Origin of the sequence: Serratia bockelmannii (assembly GCF_051803255.1) — a bacterium.
In the GTDB taxonomy this organism is placed as follows: domain Bacteria; phylum Pseudomonadota; class Gammaproteobacteria; order Enterobacterales; family Enterobacteriaceae; genus Serratia; species Serratia bockelmannii.
Map to the genome: position 1 here is coordinate 2,505,111 of NZ_CP196512.1, position 17,757 is coordinate 2,522,867.

General features: G+C 57.5%; 18 protein-coding genes. 13 read left to right on the top strand and 5 right to left on the bottom strand.

The window, feature by feature from the left end; genetic code table 11:
- Positions 1-49: 49 nt before the first annotated feature.
- The gene (locus ACSJLU_RS12025) at positions 50-898 is read left to right on the top strand and encodes an AraC family transcriptional regulator (protein ID WP_089180903.1); all 849 of its coding nucleotides are present in this window, start codon (positions 50-52) and stop codon (positions 896-898) included.
- Between the two features lie 58 nt (positions 899-956).
- Entirely contained in the window at positions 957-1,364 is a 408-nt protein-coding gene (locus tag ACSJLU_RS12030) for a DUF2000 family protein (protein ID WP_025302837.1), read from the top strand.
- Between the two features lie 82 nt (positions 1,365-1,446).
- Here ACSJLU_RS12030 and ACSJLU_RS12035 read toward each other — a convergent pair whose 3' ends face one another.
- Positions 1,447-2,316 carry a LysR substrate-binding domain-containing protein gene (locus tag ACSJLU_RS12035; RefSeq protein WP_025302838.1) on the bottom strand — a complete coding sequence of 290 codons (870 nt, stop codon included), beginning with the start codon at positions 2,314-2,316 and terminating at the stop codon, positions 1,447-1,449.
- Positions 2,317-2,497: 181 nt separating this feature from the next.
- Here ACSJLU_RS12035 and ACSJLU_RS12040 point away from each other — a divergent pair, with 181 nt between their 5' ends.
- The 9 genes from ACSJLU_RS12040 (at position 2,498) to ACSJLU_RS12080 (ending at position 13,699) form a co-directional block, all read left to right on the top strand.
- On the top strand, positions 2,498-3,670 hold the full coding sequence (locus ACSJLU_RS12040) for an MFS transporter (protein ID WP_225735576.1): 1,173 nt from the start codon (positions 2,498-2,500) through the stop codon (positions 3,668-3,670).
- 17 nt (positions 3,671-3,687) lie between these two features.
- Positions 3,688-4,734 carry an NAD(P)/FAD-dependent oxidoreductase gene (locus tag ACSJLU_RS12045; protein ID WP_089180904.1) on the top strand — a complete coding sequence of 349 codons (1,047 nt, stop codon included), beginning with the start codon at positions 3,688-3,690 and terminating at the stop codon, positions 4,732-4,734.
- A 314-nt stretch (positions 4,735-5,048) separates the two neighbouring features.
- A complete protein-coding gene (locus ACSJLU_RS12050; protein ID WP_025302841.1) occupies positions 5,049-5,366 on the top strand; it encodes a cupin domain-containing protein in 318 nt (105 codons plus the stop codon).
- Positions 5,367-5,723: 357 nt separating this feature from the next.
- Positions 5,724-6,515, top strand: a complete 792-nt coding sequence (locus ACSJLU_RS12055; protein ID WP_049207608.1) for an AraC family transcriptional regulator — start codon at positions 5,724-5,726, stop codon at positions 6,513-6,515.
- Between the two features lie 390 nt (positions 6,516-6,905).
- The gene (locus ACSJLU_RS12060) at positions 6,906-7,520 is read left to right on the top strand and encodes a TetR/AcrR family transcriptional regulator (RefSeq protein WP_089180905.1); all 615 of its coding nucleotides are present in this window, start codon (positions 6,906-6,908) and stop codon (positions 7,518-7,520) included.
- 74 nt (positions 7,521-7,594) lie between these two features.
- Positions 7,595-8,704, top strand: coding sequence for an efflux RND transporter periplasmic adaptor subunit (locus ACSJLU_RS12065; RefSeq protein WP_380827748.1), 1,110 nt, complete (start codon positions 7,595-7,597; stop codon positions 8,702-8,704).
- Complete coding sequence (locus ACSJLU_RS12070) at positions 8,701-11,799, top strand: efflux RND transporter permease subunit (RefSeq protein WP_380827745.1); 3,099 nt, start codon at positions 8,701-8,703, stop codon at positions 11,797-11,799. Before ACSJLU_RS12065 ends, ACSJLU_RS12070 begins: the two co-directional genes overlap by 4 nt.
- 4 nt (positions 11,800-11,803) lie before the next feature.
- Positions 11,804-11,977, top strand: coding sequence for a hypothetical protein (locus ACSJLU_RS12075; protein WP_154649133.1), 174 nt, complete (start codon positions 11,804-11,806; stop codon positions 11,975-11,977).
- A 186-nt stretch (positions 11,978-12,163) separates the two neighbouring features.
- Positions 12,164-13,699 (top strand): phospholipase D family protein, encoded by a 1,536-nt coding sequence (locus tag ACSJLU_RS12080; protein WP_192974066.1) that lies wholly within the window; start codon positions 12,164-12,166, stop codon positions 13,697-13,699.
- Here ACSJLU_RS12080 and ACSJLU_RS12085 read toward each other — a convergent pair.
- Both ACSJLU_RS12085 and ACSJLU_RS12090 read right to left on the bottom strand, forming a co-directional pair.
- The gene (locus tag ACSJLU_RS12085) at positions 13,680-14,036 is read right to left on the bottom strand and encodes a thioredoxin family protein (RefSeq protein WP_049207596.1); all 357 of its coding nucleotides are present in this window, start codon (positions 14,034-14,036) and stop codon (positions 13,680-13,682) included. The two genes, ACSJLU_RS12080 and ACSJLU_RS12085, sit on opposite strands and share 20 nt — an antisense overlap.
- Complete coding sequence (locus ACSJLU_RS12090; protein ID WP_025302848.1) at positions 14,033-14,455, bottom strand: MAPEG family protein; 423 nt, start codon at positions 14,453-14,455, stop codon at positions 14,033-14,035. The genes ACSJLU_RS12085 and ACSJLU_RS12090 overlap by 4 nt, the downstream gene beginning before the upstream one ends.
- A 185-nt stretch (positions 14,456-14,640) precedes the next feature.
- Here ACSJLU_RS12090 and ACSJLU_RS12095 point away from each other — a divergent pair, with 185 nt between their 5' ends.
- Positions 14,641-14,955: an ArsR/SmtB family transcription factor gene (locus ACSJLU_RS12095; protein WP_049204041.1), complete on the top strand. Its 315-nt coding sequence runs from the start codon at positions 14,641-14,643 to the stop codon at positions 14,953-14,955.
- A 19-nt stretch (positions 14,956-14,974) separates the two neighbouring features.
- Here ACSJLU_RS12095 and ACSJLU_RS12100 read toward each other — a convergent pair whose 3' ends face one another.
- Positions 14,975-15,388, bottom strand: coding sequence for an energy transducer TonB (locus ACSJLU_RS12100; RefSeq protein ID WP_071826115.1), 414 nt, complete (start codon positions 15,386-15,388; stop codon positions 14,975-14,977).
- A gap of 293 nt (positions 15,389-15,681) precedes the next feature.
- Here ACSJLU_RS12100 and ACSJLU_RS12105 point away from each other — a divergent pair, with 293 nt between their 5' ends.
- Positions 15,682-16,767 carry an NAD(P)-dependent alcohol dehydrogenase gene (locus ACSJLU_RS12105; protein ID WP_380827737.1) on the top strand — a complete coding sequence of 362 codons (1,086 nt, stop codon included), beginning with the start codon at positions 15,682-15,684 and terminating at the stop codon, positions 16,765-16,767.
- A gap of 43 nt (positions 16,768-16,810) precedes the next feature.
- Here the strand turns inward: ACSJLU_RS12105 and ACSJLU_RS12110 are convergent, their stop codons facing one another.
- Positions 16,811-17,752 (bottom strand): sugar phosphate isomerase/epimerase family protein, encoded by a 942-nt coding sequence (locus tag ACSJLU_RS12110; RefSeq protein ID WP_025302851.1) that lies wholly within the window; start codon positions 17,750-17,752, stop codon positions 16,811-16,813.
- Positions 17,753-17,757: the final 5 nt, after the last annotated feature.

The window sequence follows — 17,757 nt, forward strand, 5'->3', positions numbered from 1 at the left end:
GGGTAAGCTGTTTTCTTCTTTCCTATGGGCAGAACTCCGGACTGACTGCATGGCGTCTAATCATCAACACAAAGACTGGCTGGAACTGCGGCGCGATGACGAAACCGGCATCGAAAGCGTCAATGCCCACTTTCAGGGGCATGCCTACGATCCCCACGATCATGACGAAATGCTGGTGGGCGTGACGCAGCAAGGTTTACAACGTTTCAACTGTCATCGTTCCTTGCATACCAGCCGGCCGGGACGTGCCATGCTGATCGAGCCGGGCGCGGTGCACGATGGTCATGCGCCGCAGGCCGAAGGGTTTACCTATGCCATGCTTTATCTGCCGCAGCATTGGGTTTCCGATGCGATGAACCGCCGCGGATTAGGGGACGTTTCTGTGCTGGAAGGCGCCTTCCACAGCACGTTGACCGACGATCCGATGCTGGCGACCGCGATACAACAGGCTTTTTTTGCGTTGCATCAGGGGGAAGGCCGGCTGGCGCGCGATCAAAGCCTGGATCAACTGCTGACGCTTTTGGCGCGGCATATACGCGTCAGGCCAACGTCCCAAAGCGATGATGCTTTGATTGTGATGAATCGCTTACGAGACTACCTGCACGAGCACATGGCGGGTAACCCCAGCCTGGATGAACTTGCGCTTCAGTGCGGCCTGGACCGCTTCCGCCTGACTCGCCAGTTCACCCGGGCCTTCGGCCAGTCGCCGCATGCTTACCTGGTCCGGCTGAGGCTGCGGGCTGCACGCTTTTTGTTGGCGCAGGGGGAAGAACCGGCGCAGGTCGCGATGCAGGTGGGCTTTGCCGATCAGAGCCACTTGGGCCGCTGGTTCCAGCGCGCCTACCGTTTATCGCCGGCGGCCTATCAACGTCAGTGCACAAACGTTCTATACCGCTGATTCGCCCATCGCCGATGATGCGCTTTTATTTTAAGAGCACAACGGAGTAGAGCGAAACATGTTTGATACCAAGATAGCGTTTATCGTACGCGACGATCTGCAGACCTGGCAGCGGCTGAATGTGGTGGCCTTTCTGGCGACGGGCATCGCCGCCGCCGCCCCGGAAATCATCGGCGAGTGTTATGTGGATGCGCAAGGCAGACGCTACGGCGGCATTTCCGGGCAGCCGATGCTGATTTTTGCCGCGGATCTGCCGGGCCTGCAAAATGTGCATCGCAAAGGGCTGGAGCGGGAATTGACGTTGGTTCCCTATGTGCACGCCATGTTTGCGACCGGGCACGATGCAGCCAACCGGCAGGTTTTTCTCGCTGAAGACGCGGACAATCTGGATTTGGTCGGCCTGGCGCTGCGCGGGCCGAAGAAAGCGGTGGATAAGGCGATAAAAGGCCTGACGCTCCACGCCTGAGAATGTCTTTGCCTGGTTTACCGAGTGGACGCGCGAAACGCTCGCGCATGTCCAGGAGGGTGACGCGTTTCCGATACGGCGCTTACGCCTGGAACGTCTGCAGCCAGGCGGCGAATTGGCTCACGACCTCATCGTCCCGATCGCGCAGCAGCAGGGAATAAACGCCGGTTCGGATAGTCAACGCTGGGAAAGGCGACACCAGCCGGCCAGACGACAGATGTTTGGCGCAGAACAGGTAAGGCACGACGGCCAGTCCCAGGCCGTCTTCGGCCGCCTGAATGGCGGCGAAGGTATGGTCGAGCGTCAGCGGCGGCGGCGAGGCGTCCAGTGCCGTCGGATAGGTATTCAACCAGCTGTGCCATAAATCCTCACGGGCGCGGATGCGAATGGCGGTATGCTCGGCCAGATTGTCTGGCGCGCTGATCGGCATGGTGCGCAAATAGCTCTGGCTGCAGACCAGCAGGCTGTCTTCCTGCAAAAAAGGGATCGCTTTCAGTCCGGAGAAGTGCGCGGGATCGCGCCGGATCGCCAGGTCAAACGGCATATTGCGATCGACGGCCCCAGTGGCGGTGGTGATATCAATCGCGACCTCCGGATGAATCTCGTTGAACGCTGCCAATTTCGGCATCAGCCAGTGCATGGTGAACGTCGGCAGGCTGTGTACCACCAGCCGCTGCCGGCCGGCGCTCGCTTTCAGTGCGCTTTCCGCCGAAAACAATTCGCTTATCACTCGGGACGCAGTGCGGGAAAAATTCTCGCCGGCCTGCGTCAGCCGCACGGACTTGTGTCCGCGATAAAACAGTTTGAGCTCCAGCTGTTCTTCCAGGCTGCGGATGTGGCGACTGACCGCGCCGGTAGTGAGAAACAGCTCATCCGCAGCGGCGCTGAAGCTGCCGAGACGGGCGGCGGCTTCGAAAGCGGACAGGTGCGGCAGGGAGTGAATTTTTTTCATAGGTTGAGTCTAGCTCAACCAAGTGAGGGAGGAAAGATCGTTTGTCAGCCGTTGATTTTGCTCACTATGATGAGGCATCTCCTTCTGATTGCTGAGTTTATGATGCGGATCTTTTGGCTATCGGTCATGCGTGTTAATGGCGTTATCCTCACCCTGCGGTTGACAGGGAGGCGCCCCTGAGATGCGAGCTTTCTTTTTGCTTTGCGTGAGCCGGGCCGGCCTCTGCCTGGGCACCATGATGTTCGCCGGCGCGCTGCCGACCATCAGAAGCGAGTGGCAGCTCGACGCCGCCTCCGCCGGTACAGTGCAGACGGTGTTCAGCCTGACCAACGCCCTGGCGTTGCTGGTGGCTTCCTGGTGGTGTGATTCGCTGGGCGCGCGTCGGGTGTATCTGCTGTTTTCCTGGCTGGGTGCCGGTGCGCTGATGCTGTTCGCCGTGTTTGCCCATTCGTATATCGGCGCTCTGGTGTTGATGGCCTTCGTCGGCCTGACGCAGGGCGGCGCCTATACGCCGGCGCTGCTGTTAGCGATGGGGATGAACGGCCCGGCCCGACGCGGTTACGCCATCGGCATGATCCTGGCGGCCAGTTCGTTGGGGTATTTTCTGTCGGTTTTCATCGCCGGTTGGAGCGCCATGCGCTGGGGCGCCGGCGTGGCGTTTGCCCTGTGCGCCGCCGGTGCGCTACTGGGGGCGCTGGCGGGTTCGTTGGCCCTGGTCGGTTATCAGGAACCGCAACCGCGCACGCTGGGGAGGAAGACGAAACGAGAAAGCTATGCTATCACCTATGCGACCCTGCTGTTGCTGATCGGGTATATCGCTCACAGCTGGGAACTGCTCGGTAACTGGGCCTGGGCACCCAGCCTGGTCAGCGAGGCGTTGAGCGGTTTCTCTCTGGATCCGCTCAGCGCCGGATTGATCGCCGCGGCGGTGATCCACCTGGCCGGCATGATCGCCACGCTGATTGTCGGCACCGTTTCCGACTATTTCAATCGTGCCTCGGTGCTGACGTTTGTGGGCGCCGCCGGTGCGTTGGGATCGCTGCTGATGGGGTGGTCGGCGAACTGGGGGCCGGGCTGGACGCTGCTGTTCGTCAGCATCGGCAGTTTCTTTATTCTTGGCGACTCCGGCGTGCTGTCGGCGGCGATGGCGGACAACGTGCCGCCGCAACAGCTCGGCAGCGTGATGGGCTGGCGATCGTTGCTGGGGTTCGGCATCGGTTCGTTCGCCCCGTTATCCTTTGGCATCGTGATGGATACCACCCAGAGCTGGGGCACGTCTTATGCCGTGTTGGCCTGCGGCGGCGGGGTAGCCTGCCTGGCGGCAGGATTGCTTTGGCGACAACACTTGAAATGAGGTTCGGACATCATTAAATGAATGGAACATCATCACGCATGGTTATCGTGGGCGCCGGGATTGTCGGCGCATCGATCGCCTATCATCTCGCGCGCCAAGGGCAGCACGTTATCGTGGTTGAGCAGGCGCATCCCGCGGCGGGAGCCACAGGCCGCTCGTTTGGCTGGATCAGCGAAGGCGTGCCTGAGGGCGCGCCCGACGCGTTTCTGCGGCGCGAGATCGTGGCTGACTGGATACGCCTGGCGCAGGAGATCCCGGATCTCTGGGTGAATTGGTCCGGCGCGCTCAGCTATGGTCAGGCGCCGGCGACGCAAAACCCCGATAATCGGCTTTTGCCCTCCGCCGAGGTGACCGCGCTGGAACCGGGGCTCAGGCAGCCCGATAGCCAAGCCTATTTTGCGGCGCGTGACGGCGCCGTCGATCCGCAAGAAGTGACGCAGCGGTTGCTCGAATGCGTTCGCGCGTGGGGCGGGGAGTTGTTCCTGGGGCGAACCGTCAGCGGATTTTTGCATGAAGACGGGCAGATAATCGGCATCGTTACCGAGGAAGGCGCGATTACCGCCGATCGGGTGGTGCTCGCCTGCGGCACGGGGATCTCGGCGCTGTTGGACGGTAGCGGATTCTCGCTGCCGATCGAGGCGTCGCCGGCCATTTTGTTACGCTATCACGCGGCGGCGCAGGTGGTGAACACGCTGATTGCGGGCGACGACATCGAAGTGCGTCATGCGCAAAATGGCGATCTGCTGGCGGCGGAAGATTATCCTGCGCACGGCGATGAAAATCGCGTGGAGGGCGAAGCGCAATCGGCGATTGAAGGGCGCCTGCCAGGCACGGCGCCCTTGCAACTGCAGGCGTGTTCGGTGGGGATGCGCCCCCGGCCGCGCGACGGTTATCCCATCGTTGGGCCGCTGGGCGCCACCTGTCTCTATGTGGCGGTGATGCATCCGGCCGTGATGTGCGCACCGACGCTTGGCCGGCTGATCGGAGACGAGCTGCTGCATGGCGTCAATTCCGCCATTCCGCACGCTTATCGCCCGGCGCGATTTATTAATGATGGGGTGTGAAGGGGGAGGCCATCGCGATCTCCGGCAGACGGCGCCTTGGTCTCGCCGTTCAGGTTTTCCGACTACGGATCAGCACCGTAATACGCTCAACCCTGCAGCGGTTTTTTGCGCCGTCGGCGAGGCTCTTATATATTTAGTAGCATGCCTGAGGCAGGTTAGGCATGAAACGGCGGTCGATCTGGCCGCTGCAAGTACGACAGTTAATCCGTTCGCCAAGAGGCTGCGAGCCGGTGCTTTCGGTAGGGACAGCCGCCAATCGTTTTTACGGCGACCGAAGGCGGAGCAGCTACTCACAGGTCACGAGGACACTTACCATGCATAAGAGAACACTGGCGTCACTGCATTACGAAAACATGCCTTACGATGGGGTACACTTTCACATTTTGAAACGGGAGACGCCTGGCCATACGGCGTTGCTGAAGCTCGATGCGGGCAGCCAACAACCGGCGCGTTTTCATCCGGGCTGGGTGAAACTGATGGTGCTGAGCGGTGAACTGAAGGTTGACGATCAGACGTTGCAACCCCATGAGATGTTAATCATTCCTGCCAAGACCGCCTATACGGTACAGGCCATCACGGAAGTGATTTGTCTGGCGATTTCCGAGCTGGACGGCGCCGAGTTGGCCCGTTGACGAGATAACCATTCTGGATGGAGGAGAGCCTAGGCGCTCTCCCTATCCCTTTAGCATTAAGCCGCCCCCCAGGCTGAGCTACCTGCTGATTGATGCGCATACCTCCTGATTTAAGCCACCGCGCTTTCCCTTTCCATCACTTTCGGCCGCGTCGCCCCCGCAACGAGCCGCCATTGCGCAGCGCATGCGCAACGTCATCGCCTTCGTTTTAAGCAGAACGATGAAATTTTGGTGTAAATAGTGAGTTTCTTCGCATAAGGCCCCTGGTGTGGCTTGCGAGAACGTCACTATATGGAGGATCATGCGGCCTCTCTATCAAATAAAAGACATTCGCGTTATCAAAAGGGACAAACGACCATGGGATTCGACGTCGACAACGCCGAAACGAAACGCATCGACCTCAGCAGCCACGAAAACTCTGCGTTCGAGGTGACGGGGCTGGTGAAACACTACCCGGCGGGCTTTGTCATTCCTTACCACTCGCATAAACGCTGCCATTTGCTCTATTCGCAACAGGGTGTTATGGCGGTCGAGGCGAGCTGCGGACGCTGGATCGTACCGCCTACCACCGCAGTCTGGCTGCGGCCGGGGGTAGAACATCAGCTGGTCATGCAGAGCAACATTTGCGTTTACGGGATTTTTGTTGATGAATTCACCGCCGCGCGGTTGCCGTTGCGCGACGGCGTCTTGCAGGTGTCGCCGCTGCTGCGCGAGCTGATCGCCCAATTGGCGACGCTGGCGCCCGAGGGCGAGGAGACCAAACGCCACGCGTTGCTCAGATCATTGTTCCTCGAGGAACTGAGCCTGCAGCCGCAGCTGGCGCTGCATCTCCCTTGGCCGATGGAAGCGAGAATGGCTGACATTTGCCGGCAGTTGGTCATCACGCCGGCCGACGATCGCGGCATTGAGATCTGGGCGGATTCATTGTCGATCAGCGCGAAAACCTTCCAGCGTCACTTCACTCAACAAACCGGCATCACCTTTGGTCAGTGGAAACAGCGTCTACGGCTGTTGTCGTCCATCCCGCTGCTGCTGGCGGGCAACTCGATCATCCACGCCGCCTTCGAAAGCGGTTATGAGAGCCACAGCGCCTATTCGGTGGCGTTCAAAAAACTGTTTGGCGTTTCGCCTTCGCGCTTTACGCTATAGCCTTATGGCAGTGATCCGCTTGGAGATTGTTGTTGCTTGCACTCAGGTGAGCATCGACTGCCGAGCGAAGATACCCGCCATCGCGCCGTGGTGACTGAGGGAGTATCAGAGAGGCTGTCCGCGCGGGCATTAACCATATTGATAGCAGGGCTGCGGCGAGACCGGCAAAGCTGCCGCCGATGATGATGACGTCATTATTCATGGTGAGATGTTCCGTTTTGTTGATTAAGTGGAGTGCCCGGGGGCGCTGTATCATCCGGCGAAAAGTCTGCCAGAGTGCAAGTGTATTTAGGGCAAACAGGAAGAAGCCTTGAACCGAATTTGAATTGTGACTATATTACCAACTGGTCACTCGTTGTCAGCCGGGCTTCATTGAGCTAGGATGGGAAAATGACTAAACAGATGAATGAAACCCCTTCCAGGGGACCTTCCGACCACAGTGTCCGCGATCAGGTCGTTGACGCGGCCACTGAGCATTTCGGTCACTATGGCTACGAAAAAACAACGGTTTCCGACCTCGCCAAAGCAATTGGTTTTTCAAAAGCTTATATCTATAAATTTTTCGATTCCAAGCAGGCGATTGGAGAAGTGATCTGCGCTAATCGGCTGGCGATCATAAGGGATATTGTCCACGCAGCGATTGCGGATGCGCCGACAGCTGCAGAGAAAATAAGGCGGTTATTCAAGGCATTGTCAGAATCTGGCTGCGATTTATTTTTTCATGACCGTAAGTTGCACGATATTGCGGCTGTTGCTGTGCGTGATAAATGGCCCTCAGCACAAGCTCATGAGCAGCACCTGCGGCAGCTAATCGAGCAGATCATTGTTGAAGGGCGCCAGGCAGGTGAGTTCGAAAGAAAAACGCCACTGGATGAGGCGGCGGATGCGATTTTTATGGTCATGCGTCCCTATATCAGCCCGGTTCAGCTGCAATATAATTTGGACACCGTCCAAGCAGCGGCGGTGTTGCTGCCATCACTGATCTTGAGAAGTTTGTCACCCTGACTTTGTGACCATTGACAATAATGGTCACAAGTATAAGTATGGGTTCCTGTCCTGTTAATTAATTAAGGGAACCCATGCTCGGACTTAAACCTGTCACCTTTGCTGTCTGTCTGTTGCCGTTTGCCCTTGTGGCCTGCGGTGAGGCTTCCGATAACCGCGATCCACGCAGTCTGCCACCTCTGGTCAGGTCTGCCGCAGCGATCAATGCAACCGACTTTTCCCGTGCTTTTACGGGGGTGGTGGTTGCACGAATTCAGAGCGACCTTGGTTTCAGGGTTCAAGGCAAAATCCTGGAACGTCTCGTCGATACCGGCCAGGCCGTGAAACGTGGCCAGCCGTTAATGCGTCTGGATCCGGTTGATCTGAGCCTACAGGCTCAGGCTCAACAGCAGGCAGTCGCCGCAGCAAAAGCGCGAGCCCGACAGACAGCGGATGATGAATCGCGTTATCGCGGTCTGGTCACTACAGGTGCTGTGTCGGCATCCGCTTACGATCAGGTTAAGGCTGCCGCAGAGACGGCCAGGGCTGACCTCAGTGCCGCCCAGGCGCAGGCGAATGTGGCGCAAAACGCCATGGGCTATGCAGTCCTGGTCGCTGACGCCGACGGAGTGGTGATGGACACGCTGGCCGAGCCAGGTCAGGTGGTCAGTGCCGGACAGCCAGTTATCAGGCTGGCGAGGGCTGGACAACGCGAAGCGGTCGTCCAACTGCCTGAGACGCTGCGCCCGGTAATTGGAAGCGTGGCACAGGCCTCTCTGTACGGCAGCGATACACCCTCTGTTTCCGCGAAGCTACGGTTACTCTCTGATGCAGCCGATCCGCTGACGCGCACGTTTGAAGCAAGGTACGTGCTCGACGGTCTATTGTCTGGTGCCCCTCTGGGGGCCACTGTCACCATCCATATTGCGCAGAGCAGAGCATCGCAGCCGTTGCTGCAGGTGCCTTTAGCGGCTGTTTTTGACGCGGGTAAAGGTCCGGGGGTCTGGAGCATTTCAGGAAATCCCGCCAGAGTGACCTGGCGGTCCGTACAGGTCGTGAGCCTCGGGGATGATGCAGCAAGCGTAACCGGCAGCCTTAAGCCTGGCGAACAGGTCGTAGCGCTGGGCGCTCATCTACTGCATGATGGTGAGACAGTCCGGCTGGCGAAGCAGAGCGATATCCGTGTCGCCGGGAGTCGTCCATGAGTCGCGGACGTTTCAATCTTTCCGCGCTCGCCGTACGCGAGCGTTCCGTTACGCTGTTTCTTATCCTGTTGATCACCGTTGCCGGTATTCTCTCGTTCCTTGGGCTGGGGCGCGCAGAAGACCCGCCTTTTACGGTCAAGCAGATGACCATCATTTCCGCCTGGCCTGGAGCAACGGCTAAGGAAATGCAGGATCAGGTGGCCGAACCGCTGGAGAAGCGTCTCCAGGAGCTCAAGTGGTATGACCGCACAGAGACCTACACGCGTCCCGGTCTGGCTTTTACCATGCTCTCATTGTTGGACAGCACTCCCCCCTCAGAGGTCCAGGAAGCGTTCTATCAGGCACGCAAAAAACTCAGCGACGAGGCTAAAAACTTGCCGGCAGGGGTGTCTGGGCCGATGGTTAACGATGAGTTTTCGGATGTCACGTTTGCGCTCTTTGCGCTGAAGGCAAAAGGCGAGTCACAGCGGCTACTGGTGCGCGATACCGAGTCATTACGCCAGCGCTTATTACATGTTCCCGGGGTAAAAAAAGTCAATATTATCGGTGAGCAGGCCGAGCGGATATTTGTCTCATTTTCCCATGACCGTCTGGCAACCCTGGGGGTCTCTGCCCAGGATATCTTTGCAGCCCTGAACAACCAGAACGTGCTGACACCTGCGGGCTCGATAGATACCCGTGGGCCGCAGGTTTTTATCCGTCTGGATGGGGCTTTTGACACACTGGAAAAAATTCGTGAAACGCCGGTTGTGGTGCAAGGGAGGACGCTGAAGCTTTCCGATGTGGCGACGGTCGAGCGTGGCTACGAAGATCCGGCGACCTTTATGGTGCGTAATCAGGGCGAACCTGCACTTCTGCTGGGTATCGTGATGCGTGAGGGCTGGAATGGTCTAGAGCTGGGTAAAGCGCTGGATAAGGAAGCCGCCAGCATCAATGCGGACATGCCACTCGGCATGACATTCGTGAAAGTCACCGATCAGTCAGTTAACATCAGTTCCGCCGTAGATGAGTTCATGATCAAATTTTTCGTCGCGTTGCTGGTCGTGATGGTGGTCTGCTTTCTCAGTATGGGTTGGCGTGTGGGTGTGGTGGTCGCTGCTGCTGTGCCCCTGACGCTGGCTGTCGTCTTTGTGGTCATGGAGGCGTCAGGTAAAAACTTCGACCGTATTACCCTGGGCTCGCTCATCCTGGCCCTGGGGTTGTTGGTGGATGACGCCATCATTGCCATTGAAATGATGGTGGTGAAAATGGAGGAGGGGTACGACCGAATCAAAGCCTCGGCCTATGCATGGAGCCACACTGCTGCGCCGATGCTGGCAGGCACCCTGGTGACGGCCGTTGGCTTTATGCCCAACGGTTTTGCACAATCCACGGCGGGTGAATATACCAGCAATATGTTCTGGATTGTGGGAATTGCATTGATTGCCTCCTGGGTGGTGGCAGTGGTGTTCACCCCTTACCTTGGGGTGAAAATGCTGCCGGATATCAAAACGGTTCAAGGGGGGCACACAGCTATCTACAACACCCGCCGCTACAACCGTTTTCGTCAGTTGCTGGCGCAGGTCATCGCGCGAAAATGGCTGGTCGCGGCTTCTGTCGTCGCGGTATTCACCGTTGCTGTTCTCGGCATGGCGCTGGTGAAAAAACAGTTTTTCCCGACGTCTGACCGGCCAGAGGTCCTTGTGGACGTCCAGATGCCGTATGGCTCGTCCATTGAACGAACCAGCGCCGCCGTGACGAAAATTGAGGACTGGCTGAAGCACCAGAAAGAAGCAAAAATCGTGACGGCTTATATCGGGCAAGGGGCACCTCGTTTTTATCTCGCCATGGCACCCGAGCTACCTGATCCCTCTTTTGCGAAAATTGTTATCCTGACGGACAGTGAGGGAGCCCGTGAGGCGCTCAAGTTCCGTCTTCGCCAGGCTGCGGCTGATGGACTGGCTCCTGAGGCGCGAGTTCGCGTGACCCAACTGGTGTTTGGCCCTTACTCACCCTATCCGGTTGCCTTCCGTGTGACAGGGCCTGATCCGACGGTATTACGAGACATCGCGGACAAGGTGAAAATGCTGATGCAGGCCAGCCCGCTGATGAGAACGGTCAACACGGATTGGGGCTCACGCGTGCCAACACTGCATTTCACCCTGAATCAGGACCGCCTGCAGGCCGTGGGGCTGACGTCAAATGCCGTGGCCCAGCAGCTTCAATTCTTGCTTTCGGGTGTTCCTATCACCGCGGTGCGCGAAGATATCCGTTCGGTGCAGGTCGTGGGACGCGCTGCCGGCGATATCAGACTTGATCCGGCGAAAATAGAGGGTTTCACCCTGGTCGGTTCTGCAGGGCAGCGTATTCCGTTATCGCAGGTTGGCGAGGTCGAAGTGCGCATGGAAGACCCGGTCCTGCGACGTCGTGACCGTATGCTAACCATTACCGTGCGAGGCGATATTGCCGAATCCCTTCAGGCACCTGATGTTTCCACTGCGATTTTTAAACAACTGCAGCCCATCATCACAACGCTTCCGAATGGATACCGGGTTGAACAGGCAGGCTCTATTGAGGAGTCAGGGAAAGCTACCCAAGCGATGGTGCCGTTATTCCCTATCATGATAGCCATGACATTGCTGATCATTATCCTTCAGGTGCGTTCGATGTCGGCGATGGTGATGGTCTTTATGACCGCACCTCTGGGGCTGGTCGGTGTGGTTCCAACCTTGCTGCTCTTCAACCAGCCCTTTGGTATCAATGCGCTGGTTGGTTTGATTGCCCTGTCAGGGATCTTGATGCGTAACACGCTGATCCTCATTGGGCAGATCCATCACAACGAGCAGGAAGGGCTTGAACCCTATCATGCGGTCATTGAGGCAACGGTACAGCGCTCCAGGCCTGTACTGCTGACGGCGATGGCGGCCATTCTGGCCTTTATCCCGTTAACCCACTCGGTATTCTGGGGAACCCTGGCCTATACCCTGATAGGCGGGACACTGGGTGGAACCATTATTACGCTGGTGTTCCTGCCTGCTATGTATGCTATCTGGTTCCGGATAAAGAGCCCAACGGCAACCTTGCCAACCGAAAGCCATTCCACGTCTGAAGGATAAAAAAATGTCTGAATATAAAGCTGTTCTGATTGCCGGCGTTTCATCAGGCATTGGCAGGGCTGCCGCCTTGGCTTTTAAAGCCAGAGGTTGGTACCGTCAGGGATATCGATGGCGCTTCGCCGTTGAATGGCGTTGCGCTGACAGAAATGGATGTTCGTCATTTAAGCATCATGCCTAAGCTGGAATAAATTAAAGCCGATAGATATGCCAGTTGCGCAATACGGCGCAACTGGCATGATTTGGATAGTAACGTAAGATATTTTTCGTTTTCCAAGCGGACCTCGCGCATAGCGCGCTTCTCCTATAGATTGAAGCAACCTAATGACGTATAAAGCAAAGCAGTCAACCTCCGAGGCCGCCTCCCGTGATAAAAATTGTCGTGTATCTGATTATCGCCGTGACGATCGCCATTATTGCGGCAAGAGTCATCTTTCGTTTGCCGGATATTTCGCAGCGTCTGCCGCAGGCGGCATTGCCGGCTGATCCTACCGCGCTATTGCCGGCGCGGGCCGCCGAACAGATGGCGGCACATTCCGGCCTGAGCGGCGTGGTGCCGCTGGTCAGCGGCCACGATGCGTTCGCCAGCCGCCTGGCGCTGGCGCGGATGGCGGAAAGGTCTATCGACGCTCAGTACTACATCTGGCATAACGACACCTCCGGGCAGATCCTGCTGAAAACCCTGTATGACGCGGCCCAACGTGGGGTGCGCGTGCGGCTGCTGCTGGACGATAACGGCGTCGCCATGGATGAGACGCTGGCGGCGCTGAACGCCCAGGAAAACGTCGAGATCCGTCTGTTCAATCCGTCCACCGTACGTACGCCGAAGCTGGCCGGTTACGCCTTCGACTTTATGCGCATGAACCGGCGCATGCATAACAAGTCCTACATCGTCGACGGCGCCGTGGCGATCATCGGCGGCCGCAACATCGGCGACGAGTATTTTCAGGTCGGTGACGAAAACTATTTCCTCGATCTCGACGTGTTGAGCGTCGGCAACGTGGTGGCGGAGACCGCCGAGGTCTTCGATCGCTACTGGAACAGCGCCTCGGTGTTCGGCGTTGAGCAGATTATTCGGGGAAAAGGCGATCTTTCCGCCTTCCTGACGCAGGCCGCCGCCACCGAAACCAGCGAGCGCGCCCGTAAACTGGCGGTGCAGCTGGAAACCAGCGCGGTGCGCTTTCGCGATGGCGCCGTACAGCCGGAATTCACCCAGGTAGAGCTGGTGGCCGACGATCCGGCGAAAGGGTTGGGCAAGGCTTCGCGCGATCGTTTGATGGTGACGCAACTGGGTAAGATCATCGGCGGCGTCAGCCGGCAATTGGATCTGGTCTCCGCCTATTTCGTGCCGGGGCGAGAAGGGGCGACTTTCTTTGAATCGCTTGCCAAACAGGGGAAATCCATTCGCGTGCTGACCAACGCGATGAACACCACCGACGTGCTGGTGGTGCATGCGGGCTACGCCAAATACCGACGTGAGCTGCTGCAGGCGGGCGTCGAACTGTTCGAGCTGAAGCTGCGCGCCGGTCAACCGACCGGGCGCAAGGAGCTCAAGCCGCTGGGGCTGTCCGGCGCGGCGCTGCATGCCAAAACCTTCGCCATCGACGATAAGCGGGTGTTTATCGGCTCGTTCAATTTCGATCCGCGCTCGGCGCACCTGAACTGCGAAATGGGATTCTTGATCGACAGCCCGGCGCTGGCGGCCGACACCCGCCAACTGTTTGATGGCCCGCTCGAGTACGCCGCCTATCGGCCGGCATTGACGCCCGAAGGCAAAATGGTGTGGAAAGAAGCCTTCGAAGACGGCCATACCGAGGTGCACCAGCAAGAACCCGGCGCCGGCTGGGTAAAACGCATCGTTCTTACCGTGGCCGGCTGGCTGCCTATTGAGTGGATGTTGTAACGCCGGCGAATGCCGCCGCCACCCGGTGAGAGAGCCGTTGCAAGGGAACCTCGCCCGCGATGATCGCAACGAGGCACGCATCCTCAAACAGGGCGAGGGAGGGCACGGATTTAATGCCGAATGCAGGGGCGAGCGTCGGCGCCTGCGCGACGTCAATGCTGCCGAAGGCGATCTCGTTGGCGTGACGGTGCAGCTGTTCAACGATCCCCTGCATATTCTGGCAGGGGCGACACCAGGAGGCGGAAAAGTAGAGGATGGCCCGCTGCCCCTTGGGTTTATCCGCATCATAGAGGAAATGGGCCACCTCATGGGGCTCTGCCAGGTTCGTGATCGTCATGGCAGGCTCCCGACGATCTCTATTCCCATCCAAAACATCGTGACGATTTGTGTGAAAAAGAAAGCGAAACGCCATGTGGCGACGTTTTCCGTCTGCTCGAAACCGATGTGAACCAGACTCTGCGCCATGCGCGCGCCGAGCAGCACCAGAGACAAGACATTCAGCGTCGTGCTTTCCACCTGAAATACAGCTATCGCCACGACGAGGGCCGTATAAACCGGCAAATTTTCAATGCAGTTGCGATGCGCCGCAATGGCGCGCTGGTAGCTATCGCTGCCCTGTGGTTTGTTCGCTTGCCATTCGCTCACCGTGGCACGGCCGGTTAAAATTCTGGACCAGCGATAAACGCCGACGGTGCCGAATAGAATCAATAAGGTCCAGCCGGCAAACGCCAGCAGTACCAGGGTTGGCATATTCATAATGCATTCTCACTTGTGTTGGGGAAGGCCTGCGGCCTCAGGGAGAGCCACTTGGCATGAATACAAGGTTATATTAGATTTATGTAAATTAGCAATATCTAATTTAAATGGTGCTAATATAATGCTGTGCCAGCGTCTGAAAGCCGCTATAATGCGGCTGAATGATGACGGGGCCGTGATTGACCATGAATGCAAAAGCTAGCCAAGATCCCTTTCTGATCGAAGGGGCGATTGAAGCCGCCAGGCTGTTGAAAGCGATAGGCAACGAACACCGCTTGCTGGTGCTTTGCCTGCTATTGAAACACGATGAGATTGCCGTGGGGGAGCTACAACAATTGGTGCCGCTAAGCCAATCGGCGCTGTCGCAGCACCTGGCGAAAATGCGCAATGAAGGTCTGGTGACGTACCGACGCGAAGCGCAAACCTTGTTTTACCGCATCGATAACCCAAACGTGGCGAAAGTGATCGCCACGCTCAGAGAGATTTACGCGCCGAAGTGAACCGCCGGCCGAGATTCGCTTATCGGTTGGCGTCCGCATCACCAGAGAGTTTAAAAGTAAACAACGCCGTTTCATGAACACGGCTCGGTGTCCAGCAGCTGCGTGCGATGGCGCTTTTGGTGTCGCGATAGAACTCTGGGGTGCCCGTCAGCACGATATTTCTGGCTTTACCCTTATCATCAACATCAAACGTTGCGCTCACTTCGCCTTCGCGTTTTTCTGCCTTCGCAGAGGCGGAATAGTGCGGCCGCTCATAAAAAACTTGTCCGTCGCATCCCAAGTTAGGCGGTTGCTTTGCCGTTGGAACATCGCTGCCTGCACGCCAGGCATAAACGCAATCATTCACCGCACTGGCTTTTTCACAGCCATCAGGCTGCATTGGCACGCAGCCGGCAAGTGCCAGGCTCAGCGGGAGGAGGGTGAGTCGTGACATGGCATTTCCTGCATGACTTATCAATCAGATAACGTATATCTTCGCTGAGCGTAGAGTATTTGGAAAGAGAAATGATGCAGCGTCTGTCGATATAAATCGACCGTGTTTTTCGGCAGCGTGACAAAGCAGATTTTATTGGATGTTATTTTATTGAATTATATTTTTTATATTATTTACCGATAAAGATTACTGGCGTGTTTAATTATTTCCCAAGGCGGTAAAATCGGAAAAAATGACCGATTGGATTATTCTTTTCTGTAGCCACTTCGGCAGAAACCAAAGGATCTTCCGCCATGCGCATGATGAAAGCCGCTGCCTTTATCGAAAAGGGGCGAATAGAACTCATTGAAAAACTTATTCCTTCCCCTGGCCCCAACGATGCCTTGCTCAAAATAACCACGACGACAATCTGCGGCACGGATATTCATATCCTCAAGGGAGAGTATGCGGTGCCGCGTAGGTTGACCATTGGCCATGAGCCGGTCGGCATTATTGAAAAGTTGGGAAGCAATGTTAAAGGCTTTCAAGAGGGGCAGCGGGCATTGGCTGGGGCTATTTGCCCCTCTTTTACCTCCTATTCATGTCAGGACGGCTTTCCCGCGCAGGACGGTTCCTATTTACCTGAATGCCGCTGCCATGGCTATAAAGCCACGGCGGGTTGGCGCTTCGGCAACGTTATCGACGGCACTCAGGCTGAATATGTCTTGGTGCCTGATGCGGAAGCTAATCTGGCGCTCATCCCCGACGGTCTGACGGATGAACAGGTGCTAATGTGTCCGGATGTGATGTCTACCGGTTTCAAAGGGGCAGAAAATGCCAACATTAACATTGGCGATACGGTAGCCATTTTCGCCCAGGGCCCGATCGGCTTATGTGCCACCGCGGGGGCTCGCCTGCGGGGCGCCAGCCTGATTATTGCCATCAGCAGCTCTCCCGAAAAGCTGATGATGGCGGGAAAAATGGGGGCAAACGTCTTGTTGAATTACAAGGAAACCGATGTGATTGATGAAATATTCAAGATTACGGCAGGGCGCGGCGTGGATGCCAGCATCGAGTGTTTGGGGACGCAGGCCACCTTTAATCAGGCGCTGCGAGTCTTAAAACCCGGTGGCACATTGTCCAGCCTTGGCGTCTATAGCGACGATATTCAATTGCCTGTCGAGGCGTTTGCCAATGGTCTTGGCGATCATACGATTCGGTCGGCTCTGTGCCCCGGCGGCAAGGAACGGATGCGCAGAATGATGAACGTGATTCAGCATGGCGGTTTGGATCTCACGCCGTTCGTGACGCATCGTTTTCAACTGGAGAATATTGCCGAGGCTTACCACCTGTTCTCCGAAAAGCGCGATGGCGTGATTAAGTTGGCGATAACCCCGTAACGTGATGAACTCTGCGCAGCGGCCGTGGCCGCCGCGCAGGGTGTTATTGGCTGATCGTCTGCTGTAGCGCCTGAACGGAAGAGACGATGCCGGCATCGACCGACATGGTCAAATCTTCCATTTCCAACGACACCCAGTCGTTGTAGCCCATCATGCGCACCACCGAGAAGAATTCCTTCCACCACTGCAGATCCCGGCCGCAGCCGACGGCGACATAGTTCCAGGCGCGGCCGGCCACCTCGTCGATCGGTTTGGTTTCCAGCAGTCCGTTAACTTCGACGACACCGCGTTCCAGGCGAACGTCTTTGCCGTGTACATGGTGAATGGCGGGACCAAGGGCGCGAGCGACCGCGATGGGATCCGCGCCCATCCAGATCAAATGGCTGGGATCGAGGTTCAGGCCCACCATCGGGCCAACGGCCTCGCGCAGCCGGAACAGCGTTTCCGGGTTCCACACCAGCATGGCGCTGAAGTTTTCCAGCGCAAAGCGCTCAACGCCGCACGCTTTGGCTCGGGCGACCAGTGCCTGCCAATAGGGGATCGCCACCTCATTCCATTGATAATCCAGACAGTTTTTCACCGTCGGCGGCCAACTGACGGTATAGGTGATCCAGTTGGGGATGGTGTCATGCGGGCTGGCCGGCGGTAGGCCGCTCATCATGACGATCTTCTTCACCCCCAACAGGCCGGCCAGCTCCAGCGTATTGTCGGTTTGGCGCAGATGGCGCTGCCCCAGCTCGCCCGGATCGAGCGGATTGCCGGAGACATTGAGCGCGGCAATCTCCATGCCGCGGCTGGCCAGCGCCTGCTGCAGCTGCCGGCGTTTGGCGGGGTTGGCCAGCAGATCGTCGGCATCCAGATGGGGCGCCGGGGACCAACCGCCGGTGGTCATTTCCACGCCGCGCACCCCCAGCTCCAGCAGCCGATCCAGCATCGGCTCGAAGGGTAAATGGCCCAGGCTGTCGGTACAGAACGAAAGTTTCATGGTGC

Excerpts from the sequence above, each read along its gene's own strand:
- ACSJLU_RS12090 (WP_025302848.1), bottom strand. The coding sequence starts at position 14,455 with ATGAATATGCCAACCCTGGTACTGCTGGCGTTTGCCGGCTGGACCTTA.
- ACSJLU_RS12075 (WP_154649133.1), top strand. The coding sequence starts at position 11,804 with ATGTCTGAATATAAAGCTGTTCTGATTGCCGGCGTTTCATCAGGCATT.
- ACSJLU_RS12070 (WP_380827745.1), top strand. The coding sequence starts at position 8,701 with ATGAGTCGCGGACGTTTCAATCTTTCCGCGCTCGCCGTACGCGAGCGT.
- ACSJLU_RS12030 (WP_025302837.1), top strand. The coding sequence starts at position 957 with ATGTTTGATACCAAGATAGCGTTTATCGTACGCGACGATCTGCAGACC.
- ACSJLU_RS12050 (WP_025302841.1), top strand. The coding sequence starts at position 5,049 with ATGCATAAGAGAACACTGGCGTCACTGCATTACGAAAACATGCCTTAC.
- ACSJLU_RS12055 (WP_049207608.1), top strand. The coding sequence starts at position 5,724 with ATGGGATTCGACGTCGACAACGCCGAAACGAAACGCATCGACCTCAGC.
- ACSJLU_RS12105 (WP_380827737.1), top strand. The coding sequence starts at position 15,682 with ATGCGCATGATGAAAGCCGCTGCCTTTATCGAAAAGGGGCGAATAGAA.
- ACSJLU_RS12095 (WP_049204041.1), top strand. The coding sequence starts at position 14,641 with ATGAATGCAAAAGCTAGCCAAGATCCCTTTCTGATCGAAGGGGCGATT.
- ACSJLU_RS12065 (WP_380827748.1), top strand. The coding sequence starts at position 7,595 with ATGCTCGGACTTAAACCTGTCACCTTTGCTGTCTGTCTGTTGCCGTTT.
- ACSJLU_RS12025 (WP_089180903.1), top strand. The coding sequence starts at position 50 with ATGGCGTCTAATCATCAACACAAAGACTGGCTGGAACTGCGGCGCGAT.
- ACSJLU_RS12035 (WP_025302838.1), bottom strand. The coding sequence starts at position 2,316 with ATGAAAAAAATTCACTCCCTGCCGCACCTGTCCGCTTTCGAAGCCGCC.
- ACSJLU_RS12040 (WP_225735576.1), top strand. The coding sequence starts at position 2,498 with ATGCGAGCTTTCTTTTTGCTTTGCGTGAGCCGGGCCGGCCTCTGCCTG.
- ACSJLU_RS12110 (WP_025302851.1), bottom strand. The coding sequence starts at position 17,752 with ATGAAACTTTCGTTCTGTACCGACAGCCTGGGCCATTTACCCTTCGAG.
- ACSJLU_RS12085 (WP_049207596.1), bottom strand. The coding sequence starts at position 14,036 with ATGACGATCACGAACCTGGCAGAGCCCCATGAGGTGGCCCATTTCCTC.
- ACSJLU_RS12100 (WP_071826115.1), bottom strand. The coding sequence starts at position 15,388 with ATGTCACGACTCACCCTCCTCCCGCTGAGCCTGGCACTTGCCGGCTGC.
- ACSJLU_RS12060 (WP_089180905.1), top strand. The coding sequence starts at position 6,906 with ATGACTAAACAGATGAATGAAACCCCTTCCAGGGGACCTTCCGACCAC.
- ACSJLU_RS12045 (WP_089180904.1), top strand. The coding sequence starts at position 3,688 with ATGAATGGAACATCATCACGCATGGTTATCGTGGGCGCCGGGATTGTC.